Genomic DNA, 15,365 nt, shown 5'->3' on the forward strand with positions numbered 1-15,365 from the left:
GGCCGGATATATGGGTGCAACTCTTCCTTCACTATCGATGAAATTTCCTCTCGCATCTGCGGGGTGGACCATATATGTTTTTGATTTTGTTTTTTACGCGCCATTTCACCCGAAGCAAGATTCCCGCGTGGTTTTTGCGGGAATCTTGCGCAGGCGTGTGCCAATTACGCTTTTCCAGTCTTGGCATACTTGCGCATGAACCGTTCCACCCGTCCGGCGGTATCCAACAGTTTGTGCTTGCCGGTATAGAAGGGATGACAGTTGGAACATACCCCCAACGTGGTATTCTTGCCCGTGGAACGGGTTTGAAAGATATGACCACACCCGGAACAGGTGAAGGAAATTTCGTTGTACTCGGGATGAATTTCTTTTTTCATGACGAACTCTTCAAGATCGGATTGCGGTTGATGCCAAGTGCCTGAAACGAGTCAGGACGGTAGATGTTCAATTGTTCATGCTGGCAAAGAAGTCGCTGTTGTTCTTCGTGGCCTTGACCTTGTCCAGGAGGAATCCCATGGAATCCTGCGGTCCCATGGGCAGCAAAACCCGCCGCAGGACCCAAAGTTTGCCCAATTCCTCGCGGCTGGTCAGAAGTTCTTCCTTGCGGGTCCCCGACTTGGCGATGTCGATGGCGGGAAAAATACGTTTTTCGACCAGCTTGCGGTCCAGATGGACCTCCATGTTGCCCGTCCCCTTGAATTCCTCGAAGATGACCTCGTCCATGCGTGACCCGGTATCGACCAGGGCGGTGGCGATGATGGTCAACGATCCCCCCTCCTCGACATTCCGCGCCGCTCCGAAAAACCGTTTGGGACGTTGCAGCGCGTTGGCGTCGATACCACCGGAGAGGACCTTGCCCGAGGAAGGGGCAACGGTATTGTAGGCCCTGGCAAGTCGGGTGATCGAATCGAGAAGGATCACCACGTCGCGTTTATGTTCCACCAGCCGCTTGGCCTTCTCGATGACCATCTCCGCCACCTGGACATGGCGCGTCGCCGGTTCGTCGAAGGTCGAGGAGACCACCTCCCCCTTGACCGAACGTTTCATGTCGGTCACCTCTTCGGGCCGTTCATCGATCAGAAGGACCTGAAGATAGACATCGGGATGGTTGACGGCGATGGAATGGGCAATGCTCTGCATCAACATTGTCTTGCCGGTCCTGGGCTGGGCCACGATCAATCCCCGCTGCCCCTTGCCGATGGGACAGATCAGGTCGATGATCCGCGTCCCCATGTCCTCCTCGGGGCACCCCTCGACCTCCATCACCAGGCGTTCGTCGGGATAAAGAGGCGTCAGGTTGTCGAACAGGATCTTGCCGCGGCTCTTGAGCGGATCTTCATAGTTTATTTTTTCCACGCGCAACAAGGCAAAATACCGTTCGCTCTCCTTGGGAGCGCGAATCTGTCCTTCCACCACATCCCCGGTGCGCAGCCCGAAGCGGCGAATCTGCGAGGGCGAGACATAGATGTCGTCGGGTCCCGGCAGATAGTTGGTATCGGGGGCCCGCAGAAAACCAAAACCATCCTGCAAAACCTCAAGTACCCCTTCGCCATAAATCTGGCCATTGATGACACTTTCGGCCTTGAGTATGGAATAGATTAATTCCTGGCGACGCATCCCGTTGAAACCCTCGACCTTTTTTTCGTCGGCCAGGGCGGTCAATTCGGATACGCTCATGGCCTTGAGCACTTTAAGGTTGAGCGTCGCGGTTTTTTCAGAAGTATTGGTGGTCATGATTTCGTGAACCGGGTATCAAGGTTGGATGGGTTGTTTCGGTGGGTGGTTCGAGGCCGGTCGAATTTTGACATTTCTTTCCCGAATCCGTCCGTCATGACACGCCAAGCCGACGTATCCCGCCGTTCCGGGAAAAGGAACGGAGAACGAAAACGATCCTGGGCCCGCTGACGCACGGGCACGAACGAACGAAGATGCTTCAGAGGATACCCGTCAATCACGGGAGCCTGTCCGGGAGACGATCGGATCGGGCCGGGAAACGATTCGGATGATCCCGTTCCGGCGATTGCGATTATTATGACTCCGATTTTTCCGGGAACGCCGCGACCGAGATTCCGCCGGACACGTCCCGATGCGATTGTGGAGAAGTTGCGAAAAAAGATCCGGGAGAAGACCATCATGTCTCCCATCGACGGGGGTTTCCAGCCTCCCATCCGGAGTAGGAAGCTACCCAGGGTGAAGGATAAAGTCAATCCTATTTTCAAAGTAGGGCATGTTTTTTTGTCCAGGTTGATTCAACCGGTGGGCGGATGGGGGTCGGGCCAAAGAAAACGACGATGAGGTCTGGCCTGTTCTTGAAAGTGTAACCACAGTCGATGTACCTGGGCCGAGGTCGCTTCCATGGAACCGCTGTTGTCGATGACATGATGGGCGCGCCGGTTTTTTTCCTCTTCGGGCAACTGCCGGAGCATCACCTGGCGTTTGACCGCGTCGGACATGTTGTCCCGGCAGGCCAGGCGACTCCATTGGTGGCAACCGCAGGCGACATTGACGGTCCGGTCGCACAGCCGGTCCCACCCCGTCTCGAAAAGAAGCGGTACTTCCAGAATGGCGACGCGGGTCTTGGCAACCGGTCCTCCGGTCTCCCGTTCGAACTCCTGGAGGAGGGTGTCGCGAACCTCCCGGAGGATCCATTCGTGCAGCATCGATTCCAGGACGACACGATCCTCGGGGTGGGTGAAGATCCAGTCGGCCATTTTTTTTCGGTCCAGTCCCGGCAGTGTTTCGCTCCCGGTCACTTCGAGAAAGGAGGGGCCAAACCGTTCGATGACGGCCCGCAATCCTTCACTCCCCGGGGCCACCACCCTTCGGGCCACCCGATCGGTGTCGATCAGCCAGGCTCCCAAAGCGGCAAAGCGTTCCCCGACATGACTCTTGCCGCATCCCATCGAACCGGTCAGCCCCACCAGAAACAAAGGAAGTTTCCGTTGTCCATCCATGGCGTCATCCTTTTCCCAGATACCATGCGTAGACCCCATCGCCGACAAAGAGATACATCCAGGCGGCGGCGGCCAGCCAGGGGCCGAACGGGATGGGTTGGGAGCGGTCGCGGTTCGCCACGATCATCCAGGCGATGCCGACGACACTGCCGGCCAGGGCGGAAAAGAACAGGGTGAAAGGAAGGGCTTGCCATCCCAGCCACGCGCCGATCATCCCCATCAGTTTGACATCGCCAAACCCCATTCCGACCTTGCCGGTCATTTTGTGAAACAGCCAGGCGAAGGCCCACAAGCCGCCACCACCGATGACAAGACCCAATACCGATGCCCTCGCGTCGGCAAGGGGGGGGGCCAGCCAGCCGCTCCAGGCCAGCGCCACTCCCGACACCATTCCCGGAAGGGTGATGACATCGGGGAGGATGTAATGCTTGAAATCGATGAAGGAGAGGACGATGAAGGCATATCCCAGGGTGAGCGGAAGCAGGTTTTCCCAGTGAAGTCCGAACCGGAGAACCACCTGGACGGCAAGCAATCCCGCCAGGAGTTCCACCAGGGGATAGAGGGTGGAAATGGGGTGGCGACAGTGGCGGCAACGGCCACGCAGGATGAGCCAGCCCAACAATGGAATGTTGTCGCGCCATGAAATGTTTTGCCGGCACTGCGGGCAATGAGAGGGTGGAAAGACGATACTTTCGCCCAGCGGCAGACGATGAATGCATACATTGAGAAAACTGCCCCAGGTGATGCCAAACGCAAACACCATGAAAATGATCGAATCGGACATTCATCGTCCTCCCGGATGGTGCATGGGTGCGATGCATCCATTCGGATTCCCACCCGTGGTTCCCAATGTTCCCGAGGCGTTGACGATACCCGATTCCCGACGGGCGGTACAGGAAAACCACAAATATCCTTGCATCTTTTGTGACAAAACGCGACAATGCGTTGTGAATTCATGATCCAATGACCAAAAGCGGGCAGTCCATTGACAGCACGACACCCTTCGAAGGTTCACGTCATCGGCGCAGGGCTGGCCGGTTCCGAAGCGGCGTGGCAGTTGGCCGAACGGGGGATCGAGGTCTCCCTGTCGGAGATGCGTCCGCTGCGATCGAGCCCTGCCCATCGGACCCCATGGTGCGCCGAGCTGGTCTGTTCCAATTCATTGCGCGGCGGCGATCCGGAACGTAACGCCGTCGGTCTCCTCCATGAAGAGATGCGTCGCCTGGGATCTCTCGTTCTTGCCGCCGCCGATGCCCATCGGGTCCCTGCCGGCGGCGCCCTGGCAGTGGATCGCATCGAATTCTCGACATTCATCCAGAACCGGATTCAAACCCATCCCCGAATCATCCGCCATGTCCAGGAATGCCACGACCCCGACCCCGACCTCCCGTGCATCATCGCCACCGGCCCCCTCACTTCCGATGCCCTGATCCCCTGGATGGAAAAGAATCTGGGTCGGGAACGTCTTTTTTTCTTCGATGCCCTGGCGCCCATGGTTGCCGGCGACTCCATCGACATGAGCCGCGCCTGGAAACAATCACGCTACGACAAGGGGGGGGACGATTACATCAACTGCCCCCTCGATCGGGAAGGTTATCATGCCTTCGTCACCCAACTGCAAACCATCGCGACCGCTCCCTTGCGTGACTTTGAACGCGACACCCCGTTTTTCGAAGGATGCCTGCCGATCGAGGTGATGGCATCGCGCGGCCTGGATACCCTGCGCTTCGGCCCCATGAAACCGGTCGGCCTGGCCAATCCCCACGATGGCGGTCGCCAGCCGTGGGCCGTGGTCCAACTGCGTCAGGATAATCATGCGGCAACCCTTTGGAACATGGTTGGCTTTCAAACGCGCGCCACCTGGCCCGAACAGCGGCGTCTGTTCCGGACGATTCCCGGATTGGAACAGGCGGAATTCGAACGTCTGGGGGCGATGCATCGCAACACCTTCATCCAAAGCCCGTTCGTTTTGGACCAATATTTGCGTCTGCGCACCCGGAACGATCTGTACTTCGCCGGTCAGATCACCGGGGTCGAAGGGTATGTGGAATCCGCCGCGTCGGGACTTTTGGCGGGGGTGTTCATGGCGGGCCAACTGCGATCGGGTCACCCGCCGCCGCTACCACCGCCGACCACCGCCCTTGGCGCCCTGTTGCGTCATGTCACGCAACCGCCAACCAAACGGTTCGAACCGATGAACATCAATTTTGGTCTGTTTCCGCCGCCATCCGCAGCCGTGTCAAAAAAACATCGGAAAATGGAATTGGTCCGACAGGCCCGAATCGATCTTGAACCCTGGAGACGCGCCCTTGTAACAAGTCCTTGACAGGGGCAACGAATTACATTAACGTGCAAGTCCTTTTTTGCTTGTCGCACCGCTCGGAAAAGATCGTCGATTTGTTTGAATTATCAGAATATTTCTGTCGCTGAAAAAAAACGGACCCTGAATTGCATTATCGCCGAGGAAGAGACAATCGCGGGGTTGAACGTCAAATTGGTGACTTGAAAAAAGAGGACGTATGCTTTCCGGACCCAGAAGACACAAGAAAACGCGCACATTCGCCACGAGAACCCGAATCCAGGCGGTCGCTGTCGAAAACGTTGCGACCGGAGGCGTTGTTCCGGTCGGAAGAGCCGTTCCGGTCGTTGGGCAGGCCCGTGAAAAAAAGTTTCCCTCCTTGCTGTTCGGCATGGTGACAGTCGGATTGATCGCCACCCATGGCGCGTTGAACGCCAGTACTTCGGGAGGAATTCCAACCGATTATCTGGGCTGGTTGTTGCGCAACGAAATGACGCACGTCCAGGAAATGGATGGCGTGGCGGAAAAAGAACGTGAAGCCAGGCCGGTTCGGGTCATCACCAACGCAACGCGGCAAAATGCCCTGTCGGCGGACGAGTCGATCCGGCTTGCGGCATTGCGTACCCCACGGGTCCGTCTGGATCGGGGTCGTCCCCAGGTACAGGAACACCATCAGGTCATCATCGAACGCATTTCCCGGGGCGATACGCTGTCGTCGCTGCTGCAACGGCAGAACATTTCGCTCAGGACCATCTATTCCATCGCCCGCGGTGCGCGACCGGTGTTCGATCTTTCGGCCAATTTCCAGACCGGAAAACTGGTCAAACTTGTTTTCGACCGGCAAAAACAGCTGCTTTCGGTTTCCTATCCCACCGATGACGGCAATACGCTTGTCGTCAAGCGGACCGAAGCGGGCGATTTCAAAGGGGCGCTCGAACCGGGGGATTTCGGCATCACCAGCGTTTCCAACACCCCGGCCATGGTTTCGGTCGCGGAGCCGAAACAGGATTCGAGCGACGCTTCGGAAAGGGATCAACCACAGGTCACCGTCGCTCCGGATGCCGCCGGCAACCGTGGCACGTCCGTTGACGATACATCCAAGAGACAACGGACCGTCAATTCCGTTGCCATCAAGGTCAAACAGGGCGATGTCCTGACCGGCATCCTGGCGGCGCGCAACATCGACGAAAACACCGCCATGGAGATCGCCCGGTCCTGCAAGCCGGTCTATGATCTTGCCCGCATGCTGCAACCGGGAAAGATTCTCAATGTCGATCTTTCGTCCGAGGGATTGTTGTTGGCGCTTTCCTACCCGGTCGATGATGAGAGCATCTTCTGGCTGCGCAACGATGGCCAGGGGTTTGTCCCCAAGATCGAGAAGAAGGTGTTCAACAGTCGGACGGAAATCATCAGTGGCGCCATCCGTACCGATGGATCGTTGTTTGCGGCGGGAAGCCGGGCCGGTTTGACCCATTCACAATTGGCGACACTGGTCAACATGTTTGAATACGACATCGACTTTGCCCGCGACATCCGTGTTGGCGACAGTTTTTCGGTCGTTCGGGAAGTGAAGTTTCACGAGGGAAAACGGGCTGGCGAGGGACGGATCCTGGCTGCGGAGTTCACCAATCAGGGGACGCCGCACCGGGTGGTCCATTATACCAACCCCAAGGGTGAATCCGACTATTTCGACGCCATGGGACAGAGCATCCGCAAAATGTTCATCCGCGCCCCGGTCGATTTCCGCCGCATTTCGTCATTGTTTTCGAGCAATCGCAAACATCCGGTCTTTGGATTCACCCGGGCGCACAAGGGTGTTGATTATGCCGCGGACATGGGGACTCCGGTCCGGGCGGCGGGTGATGGCGTGGTCACCCATGTCGGGACCAAGGGCAGTTTCGGCAAGCTGATCCTGATCCGTCACAACAGCCAATACACCACCGCCTACGCCCACCTGCACCGCTACGCCAATGACATTCGTCCGGGCGCTCGGGTCAAACAGGGACAGATGATCGGCCAAGTGGGGATGACCGGGGCCTCTACCGGACCGCATCTTCACTACGAAGTCCGCGTCAACAATGTGCAGGTGGATCCGCTTTCCATCAAGATGGCCTCGGCATCACCGGTTCCGCCGCGTTACATGAGCGACTTCCGCGCCAAGACCGCGCCGCTTCTGGCGATGATGAAATCGGGAACCACCCGGGTGGCGGCCCTTGTCAACGACAAACGTACACGTTGATTTTCTTTGAATCCCCCGATCTGGACCATCCGCGCACTGCTGCAATGGAGCAGTCCCTGGCTGGCCCGGCGGGGGATCGACACCCCCCGCCTTGACGCCGAACTCCTTCTTGCCGACACCCTCGGTCTGGAACGGATCGGTCTCTTTCTCGATCCGGACCGGCCATTGACTCTGGACGAACTGGATGCTTTCAAAAGCCGTCTCAAGCGGCGCACGGACCGGGAACCGGTTGCCTACATCATCGGTCGCAAGGAGTTCTGGAAGGATTCTTTTGTCGTCGATCGCCATGTGCTCATTCCCCGTCCCGAAACCGAAACTCTTCTCGAATGTGTGCTCCTTCATTTCAAGGACCGGACTGGCCCCTGGCGTTTTCTCGAAACCGGCTGCGGTTCCGGGGCCTTGTTGTTGAGTCTTTTGCGTGAATTTCCCCAGGCACGGGGAATCGGTCTCGACATCAGTCCCGAGGCCCTTGACATCAGTCAACGCAATGCCCTTGCGATGGGAATGGATCGTCGGGTCCAATGGCATCGATCGGACCTGCTGTCTGCTCTGGACGGCACCACGTTGTCGTTCGAGGCGATCGTCGCCAATCTTCCCTATGTCCCCCGCGGAGAAATTTCCATGCTGCAACCCGAAATCGTCCACTTTGAGCCCCATCTGGCTCTGGATGGCGGCGATGATGGCCTGGATCTTGTTCGACGTTTCATCTTTCCCGCCGTTTCGTTTCTGGCCCCGGGAGGGCTTCTGGCCCTGGAAATCGATCCCCGGCAACGCCACGAAGTCGTTTCCTTGTTTGAAAAACAAAACCTTTCCGGTATTTCAGTCTTGCCCGACTGTCACCGTGTCGCGCGCATCGTTTTCGGTTTCTCGCCGGACCATCGGACCTCTTTCCATGGTTGAAATTATTGAAAGAAAAAAGGGGTCTGGGGGATTGCCCCCAGGGTTTTGACTTTGTTTTTGATTTTGTTTTTCCACGCGCCCTTTCACAATACAACCGGCATTGCGTTTGCCTTTCTTCGCAAAAAACGCGAAGAAAGACAGGCCAAGGGGCGCGTTTTACGCGAATTTCCGCAAAAACCACGCGGAAATTCGCTTCGGGTGAAATGGCGCATAAAAAACAAAGTCAAAACCCTGGGGGCAATCCCCCAGCTCCCTTTTTTCTTTCAATAATTGAAGCCGGAGCGTTCATTATCCACATATTTATTTTGGTATACGATCGGAAACAAACTATTTAGAAAAAGTTTTTTTTATTGTCATTATTATTTTCTATTGAGCATGCTTCCATTTTTCCCAGTCCTGAAGACGCTCCGAAGTTATCAAATATTTTAACATTTTGTTTTATTTAATTTTATTAAATTTCATGTCTGCCCTTGCCTCGCATTGTCCATTGGATCATGAACCTTTGCCGGGTGACCTTGATTTGCGATTGACCGTATATTTTTTGTTAATTTAAAGGTTTCCCTTTTCAAATTCCGGCAAACATGTTAACAAATTAAGGCAAAATGTATCTCGGGTCGCAACGTGGCTTCCCGGAGCGGATCCATGCGGGTCCGTGAAGGATCGCCGCGATTGTCGATGGCCTGTCCATGAGCAATGAACCTTTTGAAGCCAGGAGATTATTGAATGAAAGAAGTCGTCATCGTCGCCGCGGGACGCACCGCGGTTGGAAACTTTCTGGGAGCCCTTTCCAAGGTGCCCGCCACGGTGCTCGGGTCCAAGGTCATCGCCGGAGTCATTCAACGCGCCGGAATCAAACCGGAACAGGTCGATGAAGTGATCATGGGCCAGATCCTGACCGCAGGCGCCCGGCAGAATCCTGCCCGTCAATCAGCCATGGGGGCGGGCATTCCCTACACCACCCCCGCCATGACGGTGGACAAGTTGTGCGGCAGCGGCATGAAATCGATTCATCTGGCGACCATGGCCATCAAACTGGGTGACGTGGACATCGTCGTGGCGGGAGGTCAGGAAAACATGACCCTGGCACCGCACCTGATCCTCGATGGCCGCACCGGCACCCGCATGGGGCCTGGACGGATGGAAGACAGCCTCATCTATGACGGCCTGACCGACGTGTTCAACGAATACCACATGGGGGTCACCGCCGAGAACATTGCCGAGCGTTTCAATATTTCCAAGGACGAGCAGGACAAATTTGCCGTTGCCTCGCAGAACAAGGCGGAAGCGGCACAAAAATCGGGCCGGTTCAAGGATGAAATCATCCCCATCGAAATCCCCCAGGGCCGCAACAAGCCCCCCCTGGTCTTTGAAAACGATGAATTCATCCGCAAGGGGGCGACCATGGAACAACTGGCCAAGATCCCCGGCGCCTTTAAGAAGGGTGGCACGGTGACCGCGGGCAACGCCTCGGGAATCAACGACGGCGCCGCGGCGGTGGTCTTGATGTCGAAGGAAAAAGCGACGCAGTTGGGCATCAAGCCCCTCGCCCGGGTTGTTGCCTACGCCAGCGCCGGCGTGGATCCGGCGATCATGGGTACCGGTCCGATCCCCGCCAGCACCCTGTGCCTCAAGAAGGCGGGCTGGACCGTCGCCGACCTCGACCTGATCGAGGCCAACGAGGCCTTTGCCGCCCAGGCGATCAAGGTCAACAACGACCTGGCCTGGGATCTGTCCAAGGTCAACGTCAATGGTGGCGCCATCGCCCTGGGACATCCGGTGGGGGCCTCGGGATGCCGTGTCGTGGTCACCTTGTTGCACGAGATGCAACGCCGTGACGCCAAGAAGGGGCTTGCGACCCTGTGCATTGGTGGTGGCCAGGGGATCGCCATCGCCGTGCAACGGGATTGACGGTCTCGAAACCAGAGTGTTCTGAAAATTGAAATTTTTCGGTTTGTTCACGATCACAAAGCAAGGAGAAGGCAATGACGAAGAGAGTTGCATTGGTCACGGGTGGCATGGGTGGCATCGGTACCGACATCATTCGGGACCTTGCCAAGGCAGGAAAGGTTGTCGCTTCGACCTATGCGTCGTTCGAAAAGGATAACATCCCCGCCTGGACCGCCGAACTGAAGAAGGAAGGGATCGACTGCTTCCTGGCGGAATGCGACGTGTCCAATTTTGATTCCTGCGCCAAGGCGGTCAAGGAAATCGAGGCCAAATTGGGTCCGATCGACATCCTGGTCAACTGCGCCGGCATCACCAAGGACTCCTCCCTCAAGAAGATGGAAGTGGCCGCCTGGAACAAGGTCATCGAGGTCAACCTCAACAGCGTTTTCAACATGACCAAGCAGGTGTTCTCGGGCATGGTGGACCGTGGATTCGGTCGCATCATCCACATTTCCTCCATGAACGGTCGCCGCGGCATGTTCGGTCAGGCCAACTATGCCGCCACCAAGTCGGGCATGGCCGGTTTTTCGATGTCGGTCGCCCAGGAAGGGGCCAAGAAAAATGTGACCAGCAACACCGTTTGCCCCGGTTACACCGCCACCGCCATGATGAAGACGATTCCCGAAAAGGTCATGCAGGGCATTCTCGCCCAGATCCCCGCCGGTCGCATGGCGGAGCCCATGGAAATCGCCCGGGTCGTCACCTTCCTGGCCGACGACAACGCGGGATTCATCAATGGTACCAACATTGATGTCAATGGCGCCCAATACACCAGCTATTGACATCACGGGAAGAATGAGGCGCAATCCGGTCCAACGATCGATTCCGACACTCTGGCACCGGAAACCCGGCGGATCATGACCGAAACCGTGCGCATCATCAAGAAATATCCCAATCGGCGTCTTTACGACACCGAATCCTCCACTTATGTCACCTTGGAAGGAATCCGGCGCCTGGTTCTTGCCGGATCTCCTTTCAAGGTGGTGGACAACAAGACAGGAGCCGACATTACCCGGGCCATCCTGTTGCAGATCATCAGCGAACGCGAAGAAAAAGGAGCCCCGGTCCTTACCACCGACCTGTTGCAAAGCATCATCCGATTTTACGGCGATTCCCTGCAATCCCAGGGTGTTCTCGGCGAATATCTGCAACAAAGCATGGATTTTTTTCTTGATCAACAAAACCGCATCCGTGCTGCCGCCGATCCGATCGCCCTCATGTCGGAAATGACCAATCGAAGCCTTAATTTCTGGAACAACTTTTTCCCCGGATCCCAACCTTCGGGGAGCAATCAACGGGATAATACTTCAAAACATTGAAAACAAATTAATTTTATCGCAGGTGTTTTTTTTCGACCCGGCGAAAAAAAAATTTGACAACGTGTACCAATCCATCTATGCTGCAACGCAACATTATTGCGGTGCAGCAAACCGACCGTCCTCAAGGGAGAGAGATCATGGATAAGAAAATCGCCGATCAACTGACGGAACTTTCGCAAAAAATGATGGAAACCGTCACCACTTTGCAGAAAATCAACGACCGCACCGTTCAGGATCTGGCCAAACAGCAGCTTGAAGCTGCCGAAAATTTCATCAAATCGGGCTCCGAACAGATGAAACAGATGGGCAGCATCAAGACGGTCCAGGACGCCGTTACCAATCAGGCGGAGCTGGCCTCCGAGGTGGGCAAGATGGTCCTGGCCAATGCGCAAAAAACCATGGAAGTCCTCACCCGCGGCCAATCGGAACTGAAAAATCTGATCGATCAAAACATCAAGGAATTGATGGACCGGGCCAAGAATGGTGGGCGCTAGTCAAACCGGAACGGAATAGGGACAGTCAAACGATCCGGTTGCGGGGACATCTTGTCACCTGTGGTGAGAAGGTGGAACGACCCGAGCATCAGGCGCAGGGACGCGCCTTCCAAAACCCAACCCGACCCTTCAGTGGGGATCGGGTCTTGTTGTTTGCGCATTCGCGCCATATCTCAAAAACCAGAATTCAGTATCAAGGCCTTTCAAGGAGATCATCATGGAAAAGTCACCGTTTTCATCAACGGACTGGATGCGAAGTTGGGCAGAGCTTCAGCAAAAATTCTGGCAGGAATCGTCCAACATGGCCCAGAATTCCTGGTGGAAGACGGTCATGCCGAACATGCCGAACATGCCGAACATGCCGATGGACTATTTCAGCAAAATGATGGGCAGCATGTCACCGATGTGGAATCCTCTGGCGATGTTTCAGACGGCCGGGACCCAGGACATGGTCGTGAAGAATCTGATGTCGTCGATGAACGGGTTTACCCAGATGGGACAGGCGATGCTTGCGATGTTTCAATCGTTGGGCGATGTTTCCAAGACGGGGGAATGGACCAGTGTCGTCGAAAAGACGGTCGAGCAGTTCCGCAACATGATGGCGACCGCGGGAGACAATCCGTTTGCGTTTCCGTTTTTCAATCCGATGGGACCGATGAACCAGTCGCTGGAATCATTCAACCAGATGCTGGCCAGCAATCCGTTGTTCACCCAATTGAACAGCAGCCTGCCGCAGTCACTCGGATCGCCGGCGCTGTTGCAGACGATCCTGGGATTCCCGGGAGTCGGAATTGGACGTGAAAAACAGGAAATCATGCAACGCGCCATGTCCTTCGGCATGGATTTCCAGAAATCCTTCTCCGAATATCAGACCTTGAAGAACAACATGAAGGTCAAGGCCCTGGAGAAGTTGCAGGCGAAGCTCATCGAACTGGGCAAGGGTGAGAAAAAGATCGAGACCCTGCGTGACGCCTTCGTTCTGTGGATCGATTGCCTGGAAGAGGCCCATTCGGAACTGGTCACCAGCGATCAATATTTGCAGACCAACGCCCGCATGGTCCGGGACATGATGAACTTCCGCAAGACGATGCAGGAATTGACGGATGATTTTCTTGCCGGAATGAATATTCCCAATCGTCGCGAGCTGGACTCGGCCTACAAGAAGATTCAATTGCTCAAGCGCCAGGTTCGCGAAATGGATGAGGAAATCAAGGAACTTCGGGCAAGCGGTGGTGCCGCGGGCAGCATGGATGCCGAAAATCTGCGGTTCGATCTGGAGGCCCTTCAGGCTCATGTGGAAAAGACCCTTGGGGCTGTTCCGGTGAGCGAAAAAAGGTTGGGACGCAAAAAAGCGGGCGCAACCAAGGACGAATCCGAAAAAAAAGGAGCCTGATGAATGTTTCCGTTCAACATTAAGCCCGAAGCGGCCGCCAAGGAACTGAATCAATATTACAAACAGATGGCTGCCGGCATGAAAACCCTGAGCGAACTGGGACCCATCAGCGAGGGGATCAGCGCCAAGGAAGCCGTCTATGAAGAGGACAAGGTTGTCCTGTATCATTACACCCCCCGGGTGGAAAAGCCGCATGGCATTCCGGTTTTGGTGATTTATGCCCTGGTCAATCGCCCCTATGTGGCGGACATGCAGGAAGACCGGTCGTTGATCCGCGGACTGTTGGATCAAGGGTTGGATGTCTACATCATCGACTGGGGTTATCCCGACGCCTCCGACCGTTTTCAGGAACTCGACGATCACATCAACGGCTATATCCGGCGTTGCGTCGATTTCATCCGCGCCCGTTACGATCTGCCGAGCATCAACATTCTCGGCATTTGTCAGGGGGGCACGTTCAGCATTTGTTTCACCTCGCTATACCCGGAAAAGGTCAAAAATCTGGTGACGGTGGTGACTCCGGTCGATTTCCATGGTGGCAAGAATGTTCTGGGATCCTGGGGCAAGGATCTGGATGTCGATCTGATCGTTGACAGTCTGGGCAATGTTTCGGGTGATCTTTTGAATTTCACCTTCCTGTCGATGAACCCCTATCGCTTGACGGGGCAAAAATATCTCGACATGATTCCGATGCTGGAAGATCCTACGGGCTTGATGAACTTCCTGCGGATGGAAAAATGGATTTTCGATTCTCCCGATCAACCGGGCGAGACCTTCCGTCAGTTCGTCAAGGATTTCTTCCAGGACAACAAGCTGATCAAAGGTGAAGTTCGTCTCGGTGGCAAGCGGGTGGACATGAAGAACATCACCATGCCGGTCTTCAATGTCTTTGCCACCAAGGATCATCTGGTTCCCCCGCCTGCCTCCCAGGCCCTGGGGAAATACAGTAACAGCAAGGATTATTCCGAGTTTCCCTTCAAGGGGGGGCACATTGGCATCTTCACTTCCGGTCGTTCCATGTCGGAAGTTCCTCCTGCCATTGCCAACTGGCTCAAAGCCCGTTAAGCCGGGTTGTATCGTTTTTGCATGAAAAAAGCCCTGGTGCGATGCCAGGGCTTTTTTTGTTCCACCGCCATACGGTCACAATCCGTCGATGATCGCTTTCATTTTTTTGATACGTTCGGCTTGAATCCCTTCGGCCAAGGCCTTGGCCTCGTCTTTTTTGCCTGCCTGTATTGCCGGAATGATTCCAGTATCGCGGGTGTTTTTGAATTCGGTCCAGATCGTCTTCAATTCCGCGGTTTTGGCGGCATCTGCCGTGGCCAGGGCGGCATCCACCTTGGCGGTTCCGGAAGCGACCATTTTTAATTTTTCAGCCTGGGCTGCCGCGTCCGGGGCCGCCAGCAATCCCATCACCCCTTCTCGTGCTTCCGTCATCCCCGCCTTGATTGCATCCCCCAAGGGACCCGCATGCAGGGGTCCCAGGGGAAAAACAAGCGCCAATCCCAGCAGAATCATCGAGGACAGTTTTTTCATGATTTCGTCTCCTTGGCTTGATCCATTGATTTATATTTTTGGCCCCCTGTTCGTTTCAGGGACCTTTTCGTCACGGGGCCGATCGAAATTCATGTCAACATACGTCAAATGTCAACCGACTGCCTATCCTGTCCGCATTTAAAATTGATCCGCATCAAGAACATCCATGATCCCGAATCCTGGGGGAACCTGGGCGGCTGCAAATTATTGTAACTGCCCAGGTACCCTCTGGGTTCAATTATTGAAAGAAAAAAGGGGTCTAATGGTATGGTCCGCCCCGTTCC

At 55.6% G+C, this 15,365-nt stretch carries 14 protein-coding genes; 9 read left to right on the top strand and 5 right to left on the bottom strand.

The window, feature by feature from the left end:
• Positions 1–164 precede the first annotated feature (164 nt).
• The 4 genes from rpmE to HQL76_17010 all read right to left on the bottom strand — a co-directional run bounded on the left by rpmE (position 165) and on the right by HQL76_17010 (position 3,738).
• Entirely contained in the window at positions 165–377 is a 213-nt protein-coding gene (rpmE, locus tag HQL76_16995) for a 50S ribosomal protein L31 (protein MBF0110866.1), read from the bottom strand.
• 67 nt (positions 378–444) lie between these two features.
• Positions 445–1,734 carry a transcription termination factor Rho gene (rho, locus tag HQL76_17000; GenBank protein ID MBF0110867.1) on the bottom strand — a complete coding sequence of 430 codons (1,290 nt, stop codon included), beginning with the start codon at positions 1,732–1,734 and terminating at the stop codon, positions 445–447.
• Between the two features lie 515 nt (positions 1,735–2,249).
• Positions 2,250–2,954 (bottom strand): dephospho-CoA kinase, encoded by a 705-nt coding sequence (locus HQL76_17005; protein MBF0110868.1) that lies wholly within the window; start codon positions 2,952–2,954, stop codon positions 2,250–2,252.
• 4 nt (positions 2,955–2,958) lie between these two features.
• Complete coding sequence (locus HQL76_17010; protein ID MBF0110869.1) at positions 2,959–3,738, bottom strand: prepilin peptidase; 780 nt, start codon at positions 3,736–3,738, stop codon at positions 2,959–2,961.
• A 201-nt stretch (positions 3,739–3,939) separates the two neighbouring features.
• On the opposite strand from HQL76_17010, the gene trmFO reads away from it, so the two are divergent.
• The 9 genes from trmFO (at position 3,940) to phaC (ending at position 14,610) form a co-directional block, all read left to right on the top strand.
• On the top strand, positions 3,940–5,280 hold the full coding sequence (gene trmFO, locus HQL76_17015; GenBank protein MBF0110870.1) for a methylenetetrahydrofolate--tRNA-(uracil(54)-C(5))-methyltransferase (FADH(2)-oxidizing) TrmFO: 1,341 nt from the start codon (positions 3,940–3,942) through the stop codon (positions 5,278–5,280).
• 193 nt (positions 5,281–5,473) lie between these two features.
• Positions 5,474–7,492: a peptidoglycan DD-metalloendopeptidase family protein gene (locus HQL76_17020; protein ID MBF0110871.1), complete on the top strand. Its 2,019-nt coding sequence runs from the start codon at positions 5,474–5,476 to the stop codon at positions 7,490–7,492.
• Positions 7,493–7,498: 6 nt separating this feature from the next.
• Positions 7,499–8,392 (top strand): peptide chain release factor N(5)-glutamine methyltransferase, encoded by an 894-nt coding sequence (gene prmC / locus HQL76_17025; GenBank protein ID MBF0110872.1) that lies wholly within the window; start codon positions 7,499–7,501, stop codon positions 8,390–8,392.
• Between the two features lie 723 nt (positions 8,393–9,115).
• Entirely contained in the window at positions 9,116–10,300 is a 1,185-nt protein-coding gene (locus tag HQL76_17030) for an acetyl-CoA C-acetyltransferase (protein ID MBF0110873.1), read from the top strand.
• A 74-nt stretch (positions 10,301–10,374) separates the two neighbouring features.
• Complete coding sequence (phbB, locus tag HQL76_17035; GenBank protein MBF0110874.1) at positions 10,375–11,121, top strand: acetoacetyl-CoA reductase; 747 nt, start codon at positions 10,375–10,377, stop codon at positions 11,119–11,121.
• Positions 11,122–11,196: 75 nt separating this feature from the next.
• Positions 11,197–11,658, top strand: a complete 462-nt coding sequence (phaR, locus tag HQL76_17040) for a polyhydroxyalkanoate synthesis repressor PhaR (protein MBF0110875.1) — start codon at positions 11,197–11,199, stop codon at positions 11,656–11,658.
• A 137-nt stretch (positions 11,659–11,795) separates the two neighbouring features.
• Positions 11,796–12,152, top strand: a complete 357-nt coding sequence (locus HQL76_17045) for a phasin family protein (protein MBF0110876.1) — start codon at positions 11,796–11,798, stop codon at positions 12,150–12,152.
• A 217-nt stretch (positions 12,153–12,369) separates the two neighbouring features.
• Positions 12,370–13,545, top strand: coding sequence for a hypothetical protein (locus tag HQL76_17050; protein MBF0110877.1), 1,176 nt, complete (start codon positions 12,370–12,372; stop codon positions 13,543–13,545).
• A gap of 3 nt (positions 13,546–13,548) precedes the next feature.
• Complete coding sequence (gene phaC, locus HQL76_17055) at positions 13,549–14,610, top strand: class III poly(R)-hydroxyalkanoic acid synthase subunit PhaC (protein ID MBF0110878.1); 1,062 nt, start codon at positions 13,549–13,551, stop codon at positions 14,608–14,610.
• A gap of 75 nt (positions 14,611–14,685) precedes the next feature.
• On the opposite strand, the gene HQL76_17060 is transcribed toward phaC, so the two are convergent.
• Positions 14,686–15,081 carry a hypothetical protein gene (locus HQL76_17060; protein ID MBF0110879.1) on the bottom strand — a complete coding sequence of 132 codons (396 nt, stop codon included), beginning with the start codon at positions 15,079–15,081 and terminating at the stop codon, positions 14,686–14,688.
• Between the last annotated feature and the right edge of the window lie 284 nt (positions 15,082–15,365).

This window comes from Magnetococcales bacterium, from assembly GCA_015228815.1.
Lineage (GTDB): Bacteria > Pseudomonadota > Magnetococcia > Magnetococcales > UBA8363 > UBA8363.

Coding starts and splice junctions, on each gene's coding strand:
- rpmE (MBF0110866.1), bottom strand. CDS start 377: ATGAAAAAAGAAATTCATCCCGAGTACAACGAAATTTCCTTCACCTGT.
- rho (MBF0110867.1), bottom strand. CDS start 1,734: ATGACCACCAATACTTCTGAAAAAACCGCGACGCTCAACCTTAAAGTG.
- HQL76_17005 (MBF0110868.1), bottom strand. CDS start 2,954: ATGGATGGACAACGGAAACTTCCTTTGTTTCTGGTGGGGCTGACCGGT.
- HQL76_17010 (MBF0110869.1), bottom strand. CDS start 3,738: ATGTCCGATTCGATCATTTTCATGGTGTTTGCGTTTGGCATCACCTGG.
- HQL76_17020 (MBF0110871.1), top strand. CDS start 5,474: ATGCTTTCCGGACCCAGAAGACACAAGAAAACGCGCACATTCGCCACG.
- HQL76_17030 (MBF0110873.1), top strand. CDS start 9,116: ATGAAAGAAGTCGTCATCGTCGCCGCGGGACGCACCGCGGTTGGAAAC.
- phbB (MBF0110874.1), top strand. CDS start 10,375: ATGACGAAGAGAGTTGCATTGGTCACGGGTGGCATGGGTGGCATCGGT.
- phaR (MBF0110875.1), top strand. CDS start 11,197: ATGACCGAAACCGTGCGCATCATCAAGAAATATCCCAATCGGCGTCTT.
- HQL76_17045 (MBF0110876.1), top strand. CDS start 11,796: ATGGATAAGAAAATCGCCGATCAACTGACGGAACTTTCGCAAAAAATG.
- HQL76_17050 (MBF0110877.1), top strand. CDS start 12,370: ATGGAAAAGTCACCGTTTTCATCAACGGACTGGATGCGAAGTTGGGCA.
- phaC (MBF0110878.1), top strand. CDS start 13,549: ATGTTTCCGTTCAACATTAAGCCCGAAGCGGCCGCCAAGGAACTGAAT.
- HQL76_17060 (MBF0110879.1), bottom strand. CDS start 15,081: ATGAAAAAACTGTCCTCGATGATTCTGCTGGGATTGGCGCTTGTTTTT.